14 protein-coding genes and 1 pseudogene are annotated in these 17,720 nt (G+C 72.4%); 6 read left to right on the forward strand and 9 right to left on the reverse strand.

What is annotated here, in order from left to right; all coding sequences use genetic code 11:
* Nucleotides 1-188 precede the first annotated feature (188 nt).
* On the reverse strand, nt 189-1,274 hold the full coding sequence (locus ACZ63F_RS36515) for an S-(hydroxymethyl)mycothiol dehydrogenase (RefSeq protein ID WP_469717821.1): 1,086 nt from the start codon (nt 1,272-1,274) through the stop codon (nt 189-191).
* 242 nt (nt 1,275-1,516) lie between these two features.
* On the opposite strand from ACZ63F_RS36515, the gene ACZ63F_RS36520 reads away from it, so the two are divergent.
* Nucleotides 1,517-3,958 (forward strand): SpoIIE family protein phosphatase, encoded by a 2,442-nt coding sequence (locus ACZ63F_RS36520; protein ID WP_469717823.1) that lies wholly within the window; start codon nt 1,517-1,519, stop codon nt 3,956-3,958.
* Here ACZ63F_RS36520 and ACZ63F_RS36525 read toward each other — a convergent pair.
* Nucleotides 3,944-4,147, reverse strand: a complete 204-nt coding sequence (locus tag ACZ63F_RS36525) for a hypothetical protein (protein ID WP_352358230.1) — start codon at nt 4,145-4,147, stop codon at nt 3,944-3,946. The two genes, ACZ63F_RS36520 and ACZ63F_RS36525, sit on opposite strands and share 15 nt — an antisense overlap.
* A gap of 115 nt (nt 4,148-4,262) precedes the next feature.
* Between ACZ63F_RS36525 and ACZ63F_RS36530 the strand changes: the two are divergent.
* A pseudogene (locus ACZ63F_RS36530) lies at nt 4,263-4,619 on the forward strand (FAD-binding domain-containing protein); the annotation flags it as partial.
* 134 nt (nt 4,620-4,753) lie between these two features.
* Nucleotides 4,754-5,194, forward strand: coding sequence for an SPW repeat protein (locus ACZ63F_RS36535; RefSeq protein WP_352358232.1), 441 nt, complete (start codon nt 4,754-4,756; stop codon nt 5,192-5,194).
* A gap of 76 nt (nt 5,195-5,270) precedes the next feature.
* Here ACZ63F_RS36535 and ACZ63F_RS36540 read toward each other — a convergent pair whose 3' ends face one another.
* The 3 genes from ACZ63F_RS36540 to ACZ63F_RS36550 form a co-directional block, all read right to left on the reverse strand.
* Nucleotides 5,271-6,038, reverse strand: a complete 768-nt coding sequence (locus tag ACZ63F_RS36540) for an ArsR/SmtB family transcription factor (protein WP_469717937.1) — start codon at nt 6,036-6,038, stop codon at nt 5,271-5,273.
* A gap of 84 nt (nt 6,039-6,122) precedes the next feature.
* On the reverse strand, nt 6,123-6,635 hold the full coding sequence (locus ACZ63F_RS36545) for a GNAT family N-acetyltransferase (RefSeq protein WP_469717825.1): 513 nt from the start codon (nt 6,633-6,635) through the stop codon (nt 6,123-6,125).
* 59 nt (nt 6,636-6,694) lie between these two features.
* Nucleotides 6,695-8,164, reverse strand: coding sequence for an APC family permease (locus tag ACZ63F_RS36550; RefSeq protein WP_469717826.1), 1,470 nt, complete (start codon nt 8,162-8,164; stop codon nt 6,695-6,697).
* Between the two features lie 140 nt (nt 8,165-8,304).
* Here ACZ63F_RS36550 and ACZ63F_RS36555 point away from each other — a divergent pair, with 140 nt between their 5' ends.
* Nucleotides 8,305-9,492 (forward strand): ROK family transcriptional regulator, encoded by a 1,188-nt coding sequence (locus tag ACZ63F_RS36555; protein WP_469717828.1) that lies wholly within the window; start codon nt 8,305-8,307, stop codon nt 9,490-9,492.
* Nucleotides 9,493-9,604: 112 nt separating this feature from the next.
* Nucleotides 9,605-12,352: a glycoside hydrolase family 2 protein gene (locus ACZ63F_RS36560; RefSeq protein ID WP_469717829.1), complete on the forward strand. Its 2,748-nt coding sequence runs from the start codon at nt 9,605-9,607 to the stop codon at nt 12,350-12,352.
* Here ACZ63F_RS36560 and ACZ63F_RS36565 read toward each other — a convergent pair.
* The gene (locus tag ACZ63F_RS36565) at nt 12,339-13,772 is read right to left on the reverse strand and encodes a hydrolase (protein ID WP_469717830.1); all 1,434 of its coding nucleotides are present in this window, start codon (nt 13,770-13,772) and stop codon (nt 12,339-12,341) included. The genes ACZ63F_RS36560 and ACZ63F_RS36565 overlap by 14 nt on opposite strands.
* Nucleotides 13,773-13,989: 217 nt before the next feature.
* On the opposite strand from ACZ63F_RS36565, the gene ACZ63F_RS36570 reads away from it, so the two are divergent.
* Nucleotides 13,990-14,253 carry a GlsB/YeaQ/YmgE family stress response membrane protein gene (locus ACZ63F_RS36570; protein WP_351961003.1) on the forward strand — a complete coding sequence of 88 codons (264 nt, stop codon included), beginning with the start codon at nt 13,990-13,992 and terminating at the stop codon, nt 14,251-14,253.
* Between the two features lie 275 nt (nt 14,254-14,528).
* Here ACZ63F_RS36570 and ACZ63F_RS36575 read toward each other — a convergent pair whose 3' ends face one another.
* From ACZ63F_RS36575 to ACZ63F_RS36585, 3 genes are all read right to left on the reverse strand, one after another.
* Nucleotides 14,529-15,305 carry a GNAT family N-acetyltransferase gene (locus ACZ63F_RS36575; RefSeq protein WP_469717832.1) on the reverse strand — a complete coding sequence of 259 codons (777 nt, stop codon included), beginning with the start codon at nt 15,303-15,305 and terminating at the stop codon, nt 14,529-14,531.
* 93 nt (nt 15,306-15,398) lie between these two features.
* Complete coding sequence (locus tag ACZ63F_RS36580) at nt 15,399-16,253, reverse strand: GNAT family N-acetyltransferase (protein WP_469717834.1); 855 nt, start codon at nt 16,251-16,253, stop codon at nt 15,399-15,401.
* A 365-nt stretch (nt 16,254-16,618) separates the two neighbouring features.
* Nucleotides 16,619-17,299, reverse strand: coding sequence for a chaplin (locus tag ACZ63F_RS36585; RefSeq protein ID WP_469717835.1), 681 nt, complete (start codon nt 17,297-17,299; stop codon nt 16,619-16,621).
* Nucleotides 17,300-17,720: the final 421 nt, after the last annotated feature.

Raw genomic sequence — 17,720 nt, forward strand, 5'->3', positions numbered from 1 at the left:
TCAAGGAGTTCACGCGCCGGTTCGCACCGGTCGCGGCGATGGTCCCCAGGGCCTGCGGGAGCGCCCTCGAAAGCAGGCGTGAGCAGGGCGAACAGCCCCCGCGTGAGGTGCGGGTACGGCCCTGCCCCGGTGCCGTCACCGGGGCAGGGCCGCGTCGCCTGCGGTCGGTCAGAGACCGCGAACGCCCGTCACAGGAGCACCACCGAGCGCAGCACGTCACCGTGGTGCATGCGCTCGAAGGCCTTCTCGACCTCGTCGAGTCCGACGGTCTCGGTGACGAAGGCGTCCAGGTCGAGGCGGCCCTGGAGGTACAGGTCGACGAGCATCGGGAAGTCGCGAGAGGGCAGACAGTCCCCGTACCAGGACGACTTGAGCGCCCCGCCGCGGCCGAAGACGTCGAGGAGCGGCAGTTCCAGCTTCATCTCGGGGGTGGGCACGCCGACCAGGACGACGGTGCCGGCGAGGTCGCGGGCGTAGAAGGCCTGCCGGTAGGTCTCCGGGCGGCCGACCGCCTCGATGACCACGTCGGCGCCGAAGCCGCCGGTCAGTTCACGCACCGCCTCGACGGCGTCGGTCTGCCGGGAGTTGACCGTGTGGGTGGCGCCGAGCCCGCGGGCGGTGTCCAGCTTGCGGTCGTCGATGTCCACGGCGATGACCCGTGCCGCGCCGGCCAGGTTCGCGCCGAGGACCGCTGCCGCCCCGACGCCTCCGCAGCCGATCACGGCGACGCTGTCGCCGCGGCCGACGTTGCCGGTGTTGAGTGCGGCGCCGAGGCCCGCCATCACGCCGCAGCCCAGCAGCCCGGCGGCCGCCGCCGGCGCGCGCCGGTCGACCTTGGTGCACTGCCCGGCCGCCACCAGCGTCTTCTCGGCGAAGGCGCCGATGCCGAGGGCGGGCGCCAGTTCCGTGCCGTCGGTCAGGGTCATCTTCTGTGCGGCGTTGTGGGTGTCGAAGCAGTACCAGGGCCGCCCGCGCAGGCAGGCCCGGCAGGCCCCGCACACGGCACGCCAGTTGAGGATCACGAAGTCACCGGGTGCCACGTCGGTGACGTCGTCGCCGACCGCCTCGACGACCCCCGCCGCCTCGTGTCCCAGCAGGAAGGGGAAGTCGTCGCCGATGCCGCCCTCGCGGTAGTGCAGATCGGTATGGCAGACCCCGCAGGCCTCGATCCGCACCAGCGCCTCCCCGGGACCGGGGTCGGGCACGACGACGGTCTCCAGGCTGACGGGGGCGCCCTTGCTGCGCGCGACGACGGCACGGACCTGCTGGGACATGGCCGCTCCTCCACTGAAAGAGGTGGCGAGATGTTGCCCAATACGGCACGCATCTCGTGTTCCGCAACACAGCATCGCGGAGGCCGTACCGGGGGTCAAGAATCCGTCGGCGACCCGGCACCGGGCGCGTCCGGCCCTGCTCCGGCCGTCCGGGGCGGCGCCCCACCCGCAGGTATCATTTATTACGCAAACAGCACAGACCACCACGTCCCGAGTCCGGCACGGATGTGCCCGAGGTGAGGATGCGCGACATCACCTTCGACGACCGCGGCGAGCTCCCGGAGCCCGGGGGCGAGGCGGAGGCACTGCTGGACGCGTGGGGCCGGGTGGCGGCCTGGGGGCCGGGCGCCGAGGCACTGCTCGGGCACCCGGTTCGGGAGGTGCTCGGTCGGCGCGTGGACGACCTGCTCCATGACCCCGCCGAGGCCGCGCATCTGGTCCGGCGGTGGCAGGAGGGGGTCCGCGAGGGACCGCTGGTGCTGCGGCGGCGCGACGGGGAACGGGTCGAGGTCCAGGTCTGGGTACGCTCCCTCACCACCGCGGACGGCGAGCGGCTCTGGCTCGTCCAGGCGGCCGGTGCGCAGTCGTACCGCACGTTCGAGTTCGGCCGGGCCCTGCTGCAGGGGCTGTTCACCGACATCCCCTTCCACATCGACCTCTTCGACACGCGGCAGCGGTTCATCGCCCAGAACCTGGCGAAGCGGCGCGCCGGGGTGTTCCGGGACGCCGAGTACTCCGGGCACACGATGCGCGAGATGGCCCCGCCCGGCCTGCTGGACATCGACGCACTGGAGGAACGGCAGCGGCGGGTGCTGGAGTCCGGCGAGGCGCTGCTCGACACCGAGGTCGTCGGTCACCCCGTACCGGGTTCGCCCGACGACTACGTGTGGTCGGAGTCGATCCTGCCGCTCAGGGACCCGTCCGGTGCGGTGATCGCGCTGGCCCACGTGATCACCGACGTGACCCACCGGGTCCGCTCGCGCGAGCGGCTGGTCCTGGCCAACGAGGCCGGTACCCGGATCGGCACCAGCCTGGACCTGTGGCAGACGGCCCGGGAGCTGGCCGAGGTCGCGGTGCCGCGGTTCGCCGACACCTGCCACGTCGACCTGCTGGACTCCGTCTTCTCCGACGGTACCGACGCGGACGACCGGGAGCCGGCCGACGACGCACGGCCGCGCCACCCGCTGCTGCGCCGGGCCGCGTCCGACGGAGTGTTTGCCACGGGCCCGGGCACCGGCGGGGTCCGGGCGGTGCGGGTGGGCGACCTCGACACGGCGGCGACGGCACCCGGCTCGCCGTTCCTCGACGCGCTGGCGAAGGGCGGGGCCGTCCTCCTCGCGGACGAGCAGCTGCGCCCCGCCGCCACAGACCCCGCACGGGCCCCGGGCGCCGGACCGGACGTGCACTCCTGGCTGCTCGTGCCCATGCTCGCGCGGGGTGTCGCCCTCGGCACCGCCCTCTTCATGCGCTCGCGCAGCCACCGCCGGTTCGAGCCCGAGGACGTGCTGCTCGCCGAGCAGATCGTCACCCGCACCGCGGCGTGCGTCGACAACGCCAGCCGCTACCACCGGGAGCGGACGACGGCCCGGACCCTGCGGCGCAGTCTGCTCCCCCAGCGACTGCCGTCGCCGTCGGCGGTGCGGACGGCCTCCCGCTACCTGCCGGCCAGCGAGCACACCGGGCTGGGCGGGGACTGGTTCGACGTGATCCCGCTGTCCGGGGCACGGGTGGCGCTCGTGGTGGGCGACGTGGTCGGGCACGGACTGCAGTCGGCGGTGACCATGGGCCGGCTGCGCGGCGCCGTCCGCACCCTCGCGGATCTCGACCTGTCCCCCGCTGAGCTCCTCGCCCACCTGGACGACCAGATGAACCGGTTCCTCGACGAGCGCGGCGACGAGGCCTCCCTGGTGACCGGGGCGACCTGTCTGTACGCGGTGTACGACCCGGTGTCACGGCTGTGCCAGCTGGCGCGCGCCGGTCATCCGCCTCCGGCGGTCGTCTCGGCGGACGGCGCCGTCGACTTCGTGGACCTGCCCGGCGGGCCGCCCCTCGGGCTCGGCGGTGTCGTGTTCGAGGAGCGCGAGATCGCTCTCGCCGACGGGGACCTCCTGGTCCTCTACACGGACGGGCTGCTGGAGTCACGTGCGCAGGACTTCAGCACCGGGCTGCGCCGGATGCGCGCCACGCTCTCCCGCACCCCCGCCTCGGCCGCTCCGCAGGAGGTGTGCGACACGCTGGTCGGTGAGCTGCTGCCGCCGGGCCACCAGGACGACGTCGCGGTCCTGGTGGCCCGGATGAGCGGTCTGACCCCGGACGCCCATGTCACCTGGCCGATCGAGGCGCGCGAGCAGAGGGTCGGCCTGGCACGAGAGCTGACGGAACGTCAGCTTGCGCGGTGGGGGCTGGCCGAGGAGTCGTTCACCACCGAACTCATCGTGAGCGAGCTGGTGACGAACGCCCTGCGGTACGGCGGTGCGCCGATCTCGCTGCGCCTGATCCGGGACCGGAGCCTGATCTGCGAGGTCTCGGACGGCAGCAGCACCTCGCCGCACGTGCGGCGCGCCCGGGACACGGACGAGGGCGGGCGCGGCCTCTACCTCGTCACCCGGCTCGCCCAGAACTGGGGAACGCGGTACAACGCGCGCGGCAAGACCATCTGGGCCGAGCAGTCACTTCCCCGCTGAAGCGCGCGCCGCGGCGGGCTGCCGATCGTCGTCCGGGCCGGGCTCGACGACCAGGAAGGCGTCGGAGCCGAGGTCCATCACCACGGTCGCCCGGCCGCCCTCGGCCCGGCGCCGGGCCGCGTACTCCTCGGCCGGCCACGAACCCCGGGGAGCCCCGGCGGGAAATCGCTCCAGCACCCTCGCACTCATAGTGGTCCTGCACCTCCCGAGTCGGTCTTCGCCTTTCCCTGCGGCTGCCCCCGATCGACGCGGACATGCCGGAAACGCCCGGAAGGGCACCGGTCGCCGATCCGTCGCGGGAGCCCGGGAAGGTGACGAGGACGCCGAGGCGTGGCGGGCGGGGCGCACCGGCTACCCGGTCGTGGACGCGGCGATGCGCCAGCTGCGCCACGAGGGCTGGATGCACAACCGGGGGCGGCTGCACCGGCACCGACACCCGCCCCAATCGGGTCCTGAACCCGGTGACCCAGGCGAAGCGTCACGACCCCGACGGCGCGTACGTCCGGCGCTGGGTGCCGGAGTTGGCGGGGCTGCCGGGGGCGAAGGCGCGCGAGCCGTGGAAGCTCGGCGGCCCGGACCGGGCGGCGCTCGGCTACCCGGAGCCGATCGTCGACCTGCGGACGGTCTCGCCCGGTTCCGGCAGGCGCGGGAGCGCGGCTGAGCCCGGAACCGCACCCCCGGAACTGCACACCCAGAACTACACATAAAGAAGAAATAAGAGCAGAATGCTATCAAGCGGCGTTTACCGCACGCACCAGACGCGGTCAGGCCTGCAAGTCGAGAAGGAGACGAGTCATGGCCAACGTCTCGCACGGCAGAAGTGACATAACCAGCCACCCCGATGTCTCCGAGATGCGGGAGCGCTACGCCCGCATGCTCGGCGGCCGTGATGTGGCGCTCGTGGACGGACCGGTGTTCCTGCTCGGTCTGTACTGCGCGGCGTCCCCGTGGATCCTCCACTACACGGCGAGCCAGCCCGCGCTCGTGACCCACAACCTGATCATGGGCATCGCGATAGGCCTGCTGGCACTGGGCTTCACCAGGGCACCGGAGCGCATGTACGGCCTCAGCTGGGCCATGTGCGCACTGGGCATCTGGATGATCATCGCCCCCTGGGTGGTCGGCAGCAGCCCGGACACGGGCGTCATCATCAACAACGTCATCATCGGCGCGCTGGCCCTCTGCCTCGGGCTGGTGTGCGCCGCTTCGGCGGCCAGGCGGACGCCCATGACCTAGGCACACCGGACATCCCCTGGAAGGGAGGACGCGGGGCCGGTCCGAAAACGGCGGACCGGCCCCGCCGCGCGTGCGCTCAGCGGCCGGGGACCAGCCAGGGCTCCTGCGGGAGCGGGCTGCCGGTCTCGATGAGGGACTTCAGGTTGGAGAGCACGGCCGGCCAGCCGGCCGAGATGCCCTGCAGTTCGCCCTCGTCGTTGAGGTCCTCGTGGGTGACGGTGAGCTTGACGATGTCGGCGTGCGGGCGGATGTCGAAGGTGACCCGGGAGTGTCGGCCGGGGTCGCCCTCGTCCGCGGGCGCGGCCCAGGTGGCGACCAGCCGGGTCGGGCGGTCGCTCTCGACGACGGTGCCGACCACGTCGGCGATGCCGGAGCCGTCGGTGCGCACGTGCTCCCAGCGGGAGCCGGGCCGCCAGTCGGAGACGTTGGAGTGCCCCCAGTAGACGGCGGTCAGGCCGGCGTCCGTGAGGGCGTCCCAGACCTTCTCGGGGGTGCTGGCGATGTAGGTGACGTAGACATAGCTGGGCTGGTCGCTCATGGCTTCCTCGGCTCGTCGCTTCAGGTCGCCGAGCGCGCGCAGGCGCGGGCGCTCGAACTTGTCGATCCACCGCTCCTGGATCTCGTGGAGCGGCACGGGATTGAGGTAGTGCAGCTTCTCCCGCCCCCGGCGCACGGTGCTGATCAGGTTGGCGGCCTCCAGGACGGCCAGGTGCTGGGTCACCGACTGCCGGGTCATCGCGATGCGCTCGCACAGCTCGCCCAGTGTCTGGCCGTTCTGCTCGTGCAGCCGGTCCAGCAGCCGTCTGCGGGTGTCGTCGGCCAGCGCCCTGAAGACCTGGTCCATCCCGCTGTCGTCCTCTGATCGCACTACTCAACGTTATGCAGGCGATTGCCTGCATGTCAATGCGGGCCGCCGGCACGGTGCGGTTCAGCGAGCCGTGCCGAACGAGATCCACCCGTCGGGCGGCAGCTCCGGCATGCCCGGCACCGGCCGGGTCTCCTCCGTCCAGGCGCCGCCCGCGGCCTCGGCCGCGACCCGTCGCCAGAAGGCGACGGCGCCCGGGTTCTCGTACTGGAACGCGATCTCCCAGCGCCCCGGATGACGGGCGAGGACCTCGCGGACGGCAGCCAGCCCGATGCCCGTCCGCCGCGCGCCGCGCACCACGAAGAAGCTGTTGAGCACCCGCACGGGCGCGTCCAGCGCCCGGACGAACGCGAAGCCGACCGGGTGCCCGCCCCGGACGAGGAGATAGGGCGCCCAGCCGGGCGCCACGAAGGCGTCCTCGACACGCTCGTCGCGGAACGAGCCGTCGGGCCTCGGCAGGAGTCCGCGGAACTCGGACAGGTCGTGGCGGAACATCAGCCACAGACGGGCGACGGCGGGGCGGTCCCCGGGGACGGCGAGGCGGACGACGACGTCCGCTGCAGTGGGTACGGTCATGAAAAAGCCTCGTCCGGCGGCGGTTGGCCGCCGGATGAGGCTGACGTGTGATCGGGACACTACACCACGGCCGGCTCCTGTGGCGTCAGGTACTCCTCGCTGATCTCCTTCACCCCGAACGGCCACACCTTCTCCAGCCGCGCCCAGATGAGGAACGCCACGCAGCCGAGGGCGAGCCAGGCCAGGGACCACTCGATGGGGTGGCGGCCCGGGGAGTTCCGGTCGGCGTAGCCGTAGATCACGCACCAGCCGGCGAAGGCCACGATGCTCGGCAGCGGGTAGAGCCACATGCGGTACGGCCGCTTCAGCGCCGGCTGCCGGCGGCGCAGCACCGTGAGCGCCACGATCTGGGCCAGCGCCTGGACGATCACCATCACGGTGGTGAGCAGCTGGATCAGGGTCGCCAGGTCGGTGTGCCGGCCGATCAGGAAGCCGATCGCGGTGATCACGCCCATGGTGGCGAGCCCCAGCATCGGGAAGCGGTGCTTGGGGTGCAGCTTCTCGTAGGGGCGGAAGAAGACCCGGTCGCGGGCCGCGTCGTAGGGCACCCGGGAGCCGCCGAGCAGGCCGGTGAAGACCGAGGCGAAGGCGGTGATCAGGATCAGCACGGTCACCGTGTCGGCGGCGCCCTTGCCCCAGGTCTTCTCAAGGACCGCCGAGGCCACCGAAGTCGACGCGATGTCGTCCGGGTTCGTCATGCGGTGCCAGTCGACGACGCCGAGCGTGCCGATCTGGAGCAGCAGGTAGATCGCCATGATGCCGAGGATCGAGAAGAGGATGGAGCGCGGCAGGACGCGGCCGGGTTCCTTGATCTCGGCACCCATGTACGCGGTCGTGTTGTAGCCGAGGTAGTCGTAGATGCCGATGGTCAGGCCCGCCGCGAAGCCCAGCCAGAAGTGGTCGCTCGTCAGGTCGAAGGCGTGGGCCGGGTAGGTGAAGGCCAGGTGCGGGCTGAAGTCGGTCGCCGCGGCGACGATCACCAGCAGCACCGAGGCGATCATCACCGTCCACATGACGGCGGTGATCCTGGCGATGTGCTCGATGCCGCGCCAGAGCAGGAGCACCACGAGGGCGATGACGCCGAGCCCGATGAGGTCGCCGGAGGTCTGCCCGAGGCCGGGGGCGAGGTAGCCCAGGTACTGGACGAAGCCGACCACGCCGGTGGACATGATCAGCGGGATGAAGAGCATGGCCGTCCACACGAACAGGAACGGCATCAGGCGTCCGGTGCGGTACTGGAAGGCCTGGCGCAGATAGACGTAGCTGCCGCCGGAGCCGGGCATCGCGGCGCCGAGTTCGGCCCACACGAGGCCGTCGCAGAGCGCGAGCACCGCGCCCGCGACGAAGCCGATCACGGCCTGCGGGCCGCCGAACGCGGCGACCATGAGCGGGATGGTCACGAACGGACCGATGCCGCACATCTGGCTCATGTTGATGGCGGTGGCCTGGAACAGGCCGACGCGGCGGACGAACCCGCCGGCCGGCGGCGCACTGCCCGAGACGAGGGGACTACCGGGACCTGCAGACATGAGGGCTCCTGGGCGGGACACGGGGAGGCGGGCGGGGACGCGTACGACGGGCGGGGGCCGACTCGGCGGGATGGCCGATAAAGTTAAGGAGCCTTACTAGATGCGTCAAGTATGCGTCGGGAATCGGTGAGAATGGTGCGATGGCCGCCAGCGACGTCGTAGAGGAGCAGGACCAGCCCTGGAGCCGGCGGCGCCTGCGCAGCGCCAACGAGCGGCTGCTCCTTGACCGGCTGCGCCTGCTCGGTTCGGCCTCCCGCGCCCAGCTGGCCCGCGAGACGGGCCTGTCGAAGCCGACGGTGTCCAGCGCGCTCGCCGCGCTGGAGTCGGCGGGCCTGGTGCACGAGGTCGGCACCCACGTGCCGGAGCGCGGCCGCACGGCCGTCCTGTACGCGCCCGACCCGGCGGCCGGGTTCGCGCTCGGCATCGACGTGGGCCGCAGCTGGCTGCGGGTGGCGGTCGCCGACCTCGACGGCACCCTGGTCGCCCGCTCCGACGTGCGCAACCGGGCCCGGGGTTCGGGCGCGATGGCCGACCTGCTGGTCGCCACCGCCCGGCAGGTCGTCGCCAACTCCGGGGTGGATCCGGCCGCGGTGGTGCACGGGGTGGTGGGCACGCCGGGCGTGTACGACGAGCGGCAGCGCCGGGTGCGGTACGCGATGCATCTGCCCGGGTGGGGACGCGCCGGCCTGTTCGACCGGATGCGCGAGGAGCTGGGGGTCCCGCTGGAGGTGCACAACGACGCCAATCTGGCGGCCCTCGGCGAGTTCACGTACGGCGTCGGGGCGGGCAGCCGCCTGTTCGCGTACATCATGATCGGCACCGGCCTCGGGATGGGTGTGGTCAGCGAGGGGCGGCTGTTCACCGGGGCGCACGGGCTCGCCGGGGAGATCGGCTTCCTGCCCTGGCCGGGGCGGCAGCGGGAGCCGGAGCGGCTGGAGGACGCGGTGTCGGGGGTGGCCGTGGTCGAGACCGCGCGGCGGCTGGGGATGACCGGGCAGCTCACCGCGAAGTCCGTGTTCGACGCGGCCCGCCTGGGCGATCCGGCCGCCGCCGAGGCGGTACGCCTCGAGGGCGAGCGGATCGCGCACACGGTGGCCGCGGCCGCGGCGGTGCTCGACCCCGACCTGGTGGTGCTCGGCGGCGGCGTCGGCCACAGCGTCGACCTGCTGCTGCGCCCGGTGCGCGAGCACCTGCGCACCCTCACCCCGCTGCGCCCGCAGCTGGCACCGAGCCGGCTCGGTGAGGACGCGGTGCTGCTCGGCGCGGTGGCGACAGCCCTGGGCACCGCCCGTGACCTGGTGTTCGACCGCAGGTCGGGCGACTCCTGAGCTCCGCGCCACCAACTCGCGCGGGCGCCAGGGTGATTGACACGGTCTTCGTGGCACCCTAGCTTGAGCCGGGTTAGTAAAGTTTCCTAACTTTACGAGCCTGGAGACCATCGTGTTCCCTCGCCGCGCCCCCGGACACCGCCTCGCCACGGCCGCCGTGGCCCTGGGACTGCTCTGCTCACTCAACACCAGCGCCTGGGCCGGGGCCCGCGACCCGGCCCACGGGTCCGCCCGGATCACCCGTGTGCCGTCCGCCGCCGGGTCCGCGACCCCGCTGTCCGGCTTCGCGATCCGGTCGACGGCGGACGTGGGCGACTCCGCGGCGGCGGTCTCCTCCCCGGGCTACCCGGCGAAGGGCTGGTATCCGGCGGGCCCCCGCTCCACGGTCCTGGCCGCGCTGCTCGCCGACGGCGTCTACGACGACCCGTTCGTCTCCACCAACCTCCAGAAGATCCCCAAGTCGCCCTTCCAGGTCCCCTGGTGGTACCGCAGCGACTTCAGCGTCACGGACCCCGCGCACCGCACCTACCTGGACTTCAGCGGGGTGATCTCGGCTGCCGACGTGTACGTGAACGGCCGTCAGGTCGCCACCACCGCCGACGTCACCGGCGCCTACACCCGGCACGAACTGGACGTCACCTCGCTGGTGAAGGACGGCACGAACACGGTCGCCTTCCGGATCCGGCCCAACAACCCGAACAAGAACCTCACCATGGGCTGGCTCGACTGGCTCCAGCCCCCGCCCGACCAGAACATGGGCATCGTCCGTGACGTGCTGGTCCGGCGCGGCGGTCCGGTCGCGCTGCGCGACGCGCACGTGGTGACGAAGCTGGCGGTGCCGTCCCTCGCGACGGCCGACCTGACGGTGAAGGCACAGGCGCGCAACGACTCGGACGTCCCCGTCACCGCCGAGGTCTCCGGCACCGTCGCCGGGGTGACCCTGACCAGGTCGGTGGAGCTCGCGGCCCACCAGACCAGGACCGTCACCTTCGCCCCCGCCGACACCCCGGGGCTGCACCTGACCTCCCCGAGGGTGTGGTGGCCCGCGGGCATGGGCGGCCAGCCCCTCTACGACCTCGACCTCACCGCGACCGTGGGCGGCACGGCCTCGGACACCGCCCACGAGAGCTTCGGCATCCGGGACGTCCGGGCGCCGCTGAACCCCGACGGCGCCCGCCAGTACTCGATCAACGGCCGCCGGCTGCTGATCAAGGGCGGCGGCTGGTCACCGGACGAGTTCCTGCGCTGGGACCGCACGTACGCCGCGGACCGGCTCGAGTACGCCGTGGACCTGGGCCTCAACGCCATCCGGCTGGAAGGCCACATCGAGCCCGACGAGTTCTTCGACCTCGCCGACCGCCTGGGCGTCCTCACCCTGCCCGGCTGGGAGTGCTGCGACAAGTGGGAGGGGCAGACCAACCCCGGAGAGAGCGGCGAGAAGTGGACCGCCGCCGACTACCAGGTCGCCCAGGCCTCGATGGCCGCCGAGGCCGCCCGGCTGCGTGACCACCCGAGCGTGGTCTCCTTCCTGATCGGCAGCGACGCCGCGCCCGACGCGACGATCGAGAAGAACTATCTGGACGCCCTGGACGCCGCCGACTGGACCGTCCCGGTGGTTCCCGCCGCCTCCGACAAGTCGGCTCCCCAGCTGGGCGGTTCGGGCATGAAGATGACCGGCCCCTACGACTGGGTCCCGCCGGGCTACTGGTACGCCAAGCGCGAGGGCGGCGCCACCGGCTTCAACTCGGAGACCAGCGCGGGCCCGGACATCCCCACCCTCGACACCCTGCGCCGGATGATGACCCCGGCCGAACTCGACACACTCTGGAAGAACCCGGACGCCAAGCAGTACCACCGCTCGCCGTCCGCGACCTTCGGCACCCTGAAGGTCTACGACGCCGCCCTCACCGGCCGCTACGGTGCCCCGGAGAGCCTCACCGACTACGTCAGGAAGGCCCAGCTCGCCCAGTACGAGAACGTCCGCGCCCAGTACGAGGCGTACGAGCGCAACCAGACCGACACCTCGAAGCCCTCGACCGGGGTCGTGTACTGGATGTTCAACAGCGGCTGGACGTCCCTGCACTGGCAGCTGATGGACCGTTACCTCGACCAGGGCGGCGCCTACTTCGGCGCGAAGAAGGCCAACGAGCCGCTGCACGTGCAGTACTCCTACGACGACCGCTCGGTGGCCGTGGTGAACAACCGGCACACGCCGGTCTCCGGGCTCACCGCGCGGGCCACCCTGTTCAACCCCGACGGCACCCAGAAGTACGACAGGACCGTCACCGGTGTCTCGGTCCAGGGCGACGGCGCGCACAGCACCGCGCTCGCACTGCCGGCGTCCGTCAGCGGGCTGGCGTCCACCTACCTGGCCCGGCTGACGCTGACCGACGCCGACGGCAGGGAGGTGAGCCGCAACGTCTACTGGCTCTCCACCAAGGCCGACACCCTCGACTGGGCGAGGACCGACTGGTGGCACACGCCGACGACGAGCTACGCGGACCTGACGGGGCTGTCCTCGATGGCCCAGGTCCCGGTCACGGCGACGGCGTCGACGACGGAGGCCGACGGCACGTCGACGACCACGGTCACCGTCCGCACCACGGGCGCCGGCAAGACCCCGTCCCTGCTGACGGACGTCCATCTGGTCGACGCGAACGGCAGGCCCGTGCTGCCGGTCCGGTGGTCGGACAACGCGGTCAGCCTGTGGCCGGGCGAGTCGGCGACCCTGACGGCCACCTACCGGACCGCGGACCTTCACGGTTCGTCGCCCCAGGTGCGGGTCTCCGGCTGGAACGCGGTGGAGCGGACGGTTCCGGCGGGCGCGCCGGAACCGTCCGCCCCGGTCAGCTCACGTTGAGCGCGGTGTCGTCGATGACGAAGGACGTCTGGAGCGTCGAGCCCTCGGCACCGGAGAACTTGATGGTGGCCGTGGTGCCGGCCAGAGAGGACACGTCGAAGCTCTTGAGGACGTATCCGGAGGCCGCGTTGAGGTTGGAGTACGTGGCCAGGGTGGTGGATCCGGCGGTCACCGTCAGCTTGTCGTAGGCGGTGCTGGTGGTGGTCTCCGCGGTGTCCACGTGCAGATAGAAGCTGAGCGTCGCGGAGCAGCCGGACGGGATGGTCACCGACTGGGAGAGCGTGTCGGTGTGGGCGGACCCGTACCCGTCGAGCCAGGCCTTGTAGGAACCGGTGCGCGCCGCCTCGCTGCTGGAGTTGGTGATGACCCCGCTGCTGGCGGTCCAGGTGGTGTTGCCCGACTCGAAGCCGGGGTTGCCGAGGAGCTGGGCGGAGGTGCAGGTGCCACCGCCGCCCCCTCCGCCGCCACCGCTGCTGCCGCTGGACGCGCCGGTGAGCCAGGCGGTGGCGTTGAGGGCGAGGGCCGCGTTGGTGGCGCCGCTGTCGTTCCAGCCGTCGTACAGCGTGTTGCCGGACTGGCCGGTGCCGTCGTCGATCGGGGAGCTGTCGCCCCAGAACGCGACCCGCCCGCTGCCGAAGGTGCTGGTGGCGAAGAAGGCACCGGTGTTGCCTGAGTAGCCGCTGCGGTACACCAGGCCCTTGACCGCGGAGTTGTCCGAGGGCTTGAGGGTGGCGGTGGTGCCGTCGGCGATCAGGCTCTTGGTGACCGTGCCGAAGGAGCCGTTCAGCACCGGGTTGCTGCTGTCGCTGATCGCGGCCGGGTAGCCGGAGCTGATGTCGAGCGAGTCGATCGAGAAGCCGAACGGGTCGGTCGAGTCGACGCTGTTGTTGGTCATCAGGTCGTTGAGGATCTCGACCGCGTCGTAGCCGTCGTTGTTGCGGTCGGCCCCGGTGTGGTCGGAGATCATGAACAGCCCGCCGCCGTTCTTCACGAAGTTCATGATCGCCGTCTTCTCGGCGGTCGTGAACAGCGTGTTCGGCTCGGGCAGGACCAGTGCGTCGAAGTTCGACAGATCGGTCGTCGACGAACCGCCGTAGGTGAGCGCGCTGGTCGCCGTCTTCATGCTGTAGCTGCCGGTCTTCTGGAGGGCCACGCCCCACGACGACAGCGCGCCGGTCCAGTCGGTCTCCGAGGACGGGGAGGAGTCCTGGGCGAGCGGGTCGGGCTTGCTGGTGGAGATGATCCAGTCCGCGTTGCCGGCCTCCTCGGCGTGGCCGTCGTCGAACAGGACCTTGTAGGTGGTGGCCGCGTGGGCGGGGGCGGCCGCGGTGCCGACCTGGAGGGCGGCTCCCGTGACGAGCAGTCCGAACCCGGCCAGGGCGGTGGTGAATCTGTGGCGGGATCTGCTGGATCCAAGCATCCGGCGAACCTCCGTGAGGGGGTGGGGTAGAGGCGGTGCGGGCGCCAACTCTGCGCGCGTAGAACGTGCTTGAGATTTCTACACGCGTCAACTCATTGAAAGGTACATGGCATGTCAGGTCGGTGAACAGAAAACCGCTGTAACAACCGGACGGGACTGCCGCCGGATTCAGCGGGCAGATTGGACAGCAGCGGGGTACCGACGAAGAGGGGCGGAAATGGAGATCTCGGGCATCATCAGCGCCATCATCATCGGACTCATCATCGGTGTGCTGGGGCGCCTGGTCGTCCCCGGCCGCCAGCACATCGGCATCCTGTGGACCATCGTCGTCGGCATCGTGGCGGCGCTCCTGGGTTCGGCGCTCGCGGCGGGCTTCGGCGTGGCCGACACCAAGGGCCCCGACTGGATCGAGTGGTTCATCCAGATCGCCCTGGCTGCGCTGGGGATCGCGGCACTCGACCGCAGCAGGGCACGCCGGTGACCTGAGCACGCCTCGGTGCGGGGGGGGGGGGGGGGGGGGGGGGGGGGGGCCCCCCGCGCGGGGGGGAGGGGGGGGGGGGGTTGCGCCCTTCTTGGGGGCTGGGGGGGGGGGGGGGGGGGGGGGGGGGGGGGGGGGGGGGGGGGGGGGGGGGGGTGTTGGGGGGGGGGGGGGGGGGCAGGGGGGGGGGGGGGGGGGGGGGCGGGGAGTCCCCCCCCCCCCCCCCCCCCCCCCCCCCGCTCGGGCGCGCCCGGGATCCGGTCGTCCCTCCTCTGCGGCTACTGCGGGGAGAGGTACGGCGTGGTCGTGGTCAGGGCGTGGAAGCCCAGCCGTTCGAGGATCGGCCGGCTCGTGGGCAACGCGTCCACCTGGAGGTACCGGCAACCGTGAGCGGCGGCGACCCGGGCCCGGTGGGCCACGAGGGCACGGTACACACCGCGTCCGCGCCACTGCGCCACCGTGCCGCCGCCCCACAGACCGGCGAACCTCGCCCCGGGCACCAGCTCCACCCGGGCGGCGCTGACCGGCTCGTCCCCGGCGAGCGCGACCAGGGCGACCATGCTGTCCGGCTGGTCGGCGAGCCGCGTCAGCAGCTGGTGGCGCAGCCGCGAACCGTCGGTGCCGAAGGCCTTCTCGTGCACGTCCACCACGAGTTCGATGCCCGCCCGGTCGGTGGCGGGCACCACGCGCACGCCGTCCGGCAGTTCGGCGTCGAGGCTCAGCCGGGCGACCTCGCCGATCATCAGCGTCTCCTGCGGCTCCGGCCTGAACCCGGCCGCGGTCAGCCGGTCACCGAGGTCCGACGGCAGGTCGTGGCCGTAGACCTTCCACTCGAACTCCTGCCCGCGGGCGGCGAAGAACTCGACCTGCCCGGCGATCGCCCGGTCCGCGGTCGCCTCGTCCAGGTCCGACCAGAGCACGCCGTTCCATCCCCCGGCGTCCGAGACCTGGCGCACCACCGCGCCCACGCGTTCGACCCGGTCGCCGGGCCCGTCGGGCCGGGCGCCCTCGCGCATGTCACGGTCGTACAGGGCGAGTACGGCTTGGTGATCCATCCGGGCACTCCACCATCCGGGCGCGACGGCGGCAACACCTTTTCCCGTGGCCGCCGGGTGCCCGGGCCCGCGGGGTCAGCCCAGTTCGAGGGGTCAGCCCAGTTCGAGCGTCGTCACCCCGAAGACCCGCTCGCGGGCGTGGTCGCGGACCGGGCCGGTGTACATGCGGGCGGTCTCGAACGAGGGCGTGAACCCGGCCTCCTCCACGAGGGCGACCCCCGCCGTGCTGGTCGCGGGTACGTCGATGGCGACCTGGCTGCCCGCCGCCTCGGCGGTGAGGGCGGTGAACAGGGCGTGGGCGTCCTCGGCGGTGTCGGCGAAGAGGGGGCCGATGCGCAGCGTGTCGCGGCCGGGGCGGATCACGCCGTAACCGGTGAGGCGGTCGCCGTCGTGGCGCACGAGCGCCCGGTGCCCGGGGGTGGCGAGCCACGCGGCCACGAAGCGCGGCCGGTCGGCCGGGCAGCAGGCGCTGTCGTACGCCGTGACGGCGGCCAGGTCGGTGGCGCGCGCGGGCCGGACGCCGGCCGGGGTCCCGGCGGCGCGGGCCTCGCCCACGAACCGGGCGGTGCGGTAGGCGAGTTCGAAGCCGGACTGGCGGTAGTTTTCCTGCTGGGCCACCACGCCGTCCAGGCCGACGGTGCGGTTGCCTGCGTGGGCGAGTGCGGTCTTCCACGTGATGAGGCCGTGTCCCTGGCCGCGCAGGTCGGGGCGGACCAGGTACCAGCCCAGGAAGGCGTAGTCCGCGCCGTGGTTGACGACGGAGATGGCCGACACCGGTTCGCCGTCGACCCGGCCGACGAAGAACCCGTCGGGGTCCTGGGCGAAGAAGGCGGCGGTGTCCGACAGCCCGGGGTTCCAGCCCTCGTCCGCCGCCCAGCCGACGATCACCGGCCAGTCGTCGGGCGTGGCCCGGGTGACGACGAGGTCCCGCGGGGCCGGAGAGGTCATCGATGGCTCCATTCCGTGACGGGGTCCGACCGCGCGGCGACCGGCGCCGCGCGCCCGCAGCATCCTTCCCGATCACCGGGCGCCGCGCCACGACGGGATCAAGCCGTTGACGTGCCACGTGCGGTTCCGGTCCGCCGGACAGCCGGCCTGATCGGCCTGCCGGTCCGCCGGTCCGCCGGTCCGCCGGTCTAATCGGTCTGCCGGTCTGCCGGTTTTTCCGTCTGTCGGCCTGCCGGTCTGCCGGTCCGCCGGCCGAATGCTCAGCGCCTGGTGCCCCGCGGAAACGGCGGAGGCCCCACCGGTCGGGTCCGGTGGGGCCTGCCGGTGCGCGGTGCGTCAGTCCGCCCCCATATCACGCCGGCCGGTCAGCGCGTCCGGCCCGGGCGGAAGCGCCGGTGCAGGGCGGTCCCGGCGAGCAGCAGCGCCGCGCTGCCCGCCGCGGCGGCACCGGTGAGGTCCGTGCCGGTGTGGGCGAGGGTGGCCTGGGCCGACGGCGCGGCGGGGTGGTGCGCCTTGGGTTCCGTGTGCGCCTTAGGCGGGGCCGGCGGCTTGACGGTGGGCGGCTCCGAGGTGGAGGTCTTCGGCGGACTCGGGTGGTCGCCGGAGGTGTTCACCGAGGTGTTGCCGGTGGCCGGGTTCAGGGCGCCGACCACGTTCACGCTGTTGCCGCTGACGTTCACCGGGAGGTCGACCGGCAACTGGATGCCATTGCCGGAGATCACCCCGGGCGAGCCCTCCTCGGCGCCCCGTGCGGTCGCGCCGCCGGACGTGGCCGAGCCGCCGGGCGCGCCGTCGGTGGCGTCGCCGCCCTCGTTCGCGCAGGTGTTGCCGGCCGCCGGGTTCAGGAGCCCCACCACGTTCACGGTGTTCCCGCACACGTTCACCGGGAGGTCGACCGGCAACTGGATGCCGTTGCCGGAGATCACCCCGGGCGAACCGGCCGCGGTACCGTCCGCGCCCGCGTCGGCCCAGGCCGGAACCGCCACGGCCATCGCCCCTGAGGCGGCAGCGACGGCGATCACACCGTTTCGGGTAACCCGTTTCATAGGTTCCCTGCCTTCCAGACATGATTGCGGGCGCTCGCCCGCAACGGTTAAAACGCAGGCGAACCATGTGAGTTATGGCTTATCCACATTTCACCCCATCGAGCGACACTGATCTCGAACCGTCAGTAAAAGTATGCAAGGGCATCGAAACGGGACGACCCCGCGGAGGGCGGGCGGCGGACAGGCGGAGACCAGGGCACCCCGGCCCGGCCCCCTCGCCGGGAGGCGGGTCCCGCGGAGCCCGCTTATGGTGAGCGAAAGCCCTGTACCCGGTCCGCCACGGAGCGTCCCTGGAGGCCCTCGATGCCTGCCGTGCCCCGTACCCGGCCCGCCCTGCGGCGCTGGGGGGGGGGGGGGGGGGGGGGGTGGGGGGGGGGGGGGGGGGGGAGGGACACGGCCAAGGCAAACGAGGAGGGGGGAA

The sequence above is a fragment of the Streptomyces sp. NPDC104761 genome (assembly GCF_055583445.1).

Excerpts from the sequence above, each read along its gene's own strand:
- ACZ63F_RS36520 (WP_469717823.1), top strand. The coding sequence starts at position 1,517 with ATGCGCGACATCACCTTCGACGACCGCGGCGAGCTCCCGGAGCCCGGG.
- ACZ63F_RS36515 (WP_469717821.1), bottom strand. The coding sequence starts at position 1,274 with ATGTCCCAGCAGGTCCGTGCCGTCGTCGCGCGCAGCAAGGGCGCCCCC.
- ACZ63F_RS36570 (WP_351961003.1), top strand. The coding sequence starts at position 13,990 with ATGGAGATCTCGGGCATCATCAGCGCCATCATCATCGGACTCATCATC.
- ACZ63F_RS36580 (WP_469717834.1), bottom strand. The coding sequence starts at position 16,253 with ATGACCTCTCCGGCCCCGCGGGACCTCGTCGTCACCCGGGCCACGCCC.
- ACZ63F_RS36585 (WP_469717835.1), bottom strand. The coding sequence starts at position 17,299 with ATGAAACGGGTTACCCGAAACGGTGTGATCGCCGTCGCTGCCGCCTCA.
- ACZ63F_RS36540 (WP_469717937.1), bottom strand. The coding sequence starts at position 6,038 with ATGGACCAGGTCTTCAGGGCGCTGGCCGACGACACCCGCAGACGGCTG.
- ACZ63F_RS36525 (WP_352358230.1), bottom strand. The coding sequence starts at position 4,147 with ATGAGTGCGAGGGTGCTGGAGCGATTTCCCGCCGGGGCTCCCCGGGGT.
- ACZ63F_RS36555 (WP_469717828.1), top strand. The coding sequence starts at position 8,305 with ATGGCCGCCAGCGACGTCGTAGAGGAGCAGGACCAGCCCTGGAGCCGG.
- ACZ63F_RS36545 (WP_469717825.1), bottom strand. The coding sequence starts at position 6,635 with ATGACCGTACCCACTGCAGCGGACGTCGTCGTCCGCCTCGCCGTCCCC.
- ACZ63F_RS36550 (WP_469717826.1), bottom strand. The coding sequence starts at position 8,164 with ATGTCTGCAGGTCCCGGTAGTCCCCTCGTCTCGGGCAGTGCGCCGCCG.
- ACZ63F_RS36575 (WP_469717832.1), bottom strand. The coding sequence starts at position 15,305 with ATGGATCACCAAGCCGTACTCGCCCTGTACGACCGTGACATGCGCGAG.
- ACZ63F_RS36535 (WP_352358232.1), top strand. The coding sequence starts at position 4,754 with ATGGCCAACGTCTCGCACGGCAGAAGTGACATAACCAGCCACCCCGAT.
- ACZ63F_RS36565 (WP_469717830.1), bottom strand. The coding sequence starts at position 13,772 with ATGCTTGGATCCAGCAGATCCCGCCACAGATTCACCACCGCCCTGGCC.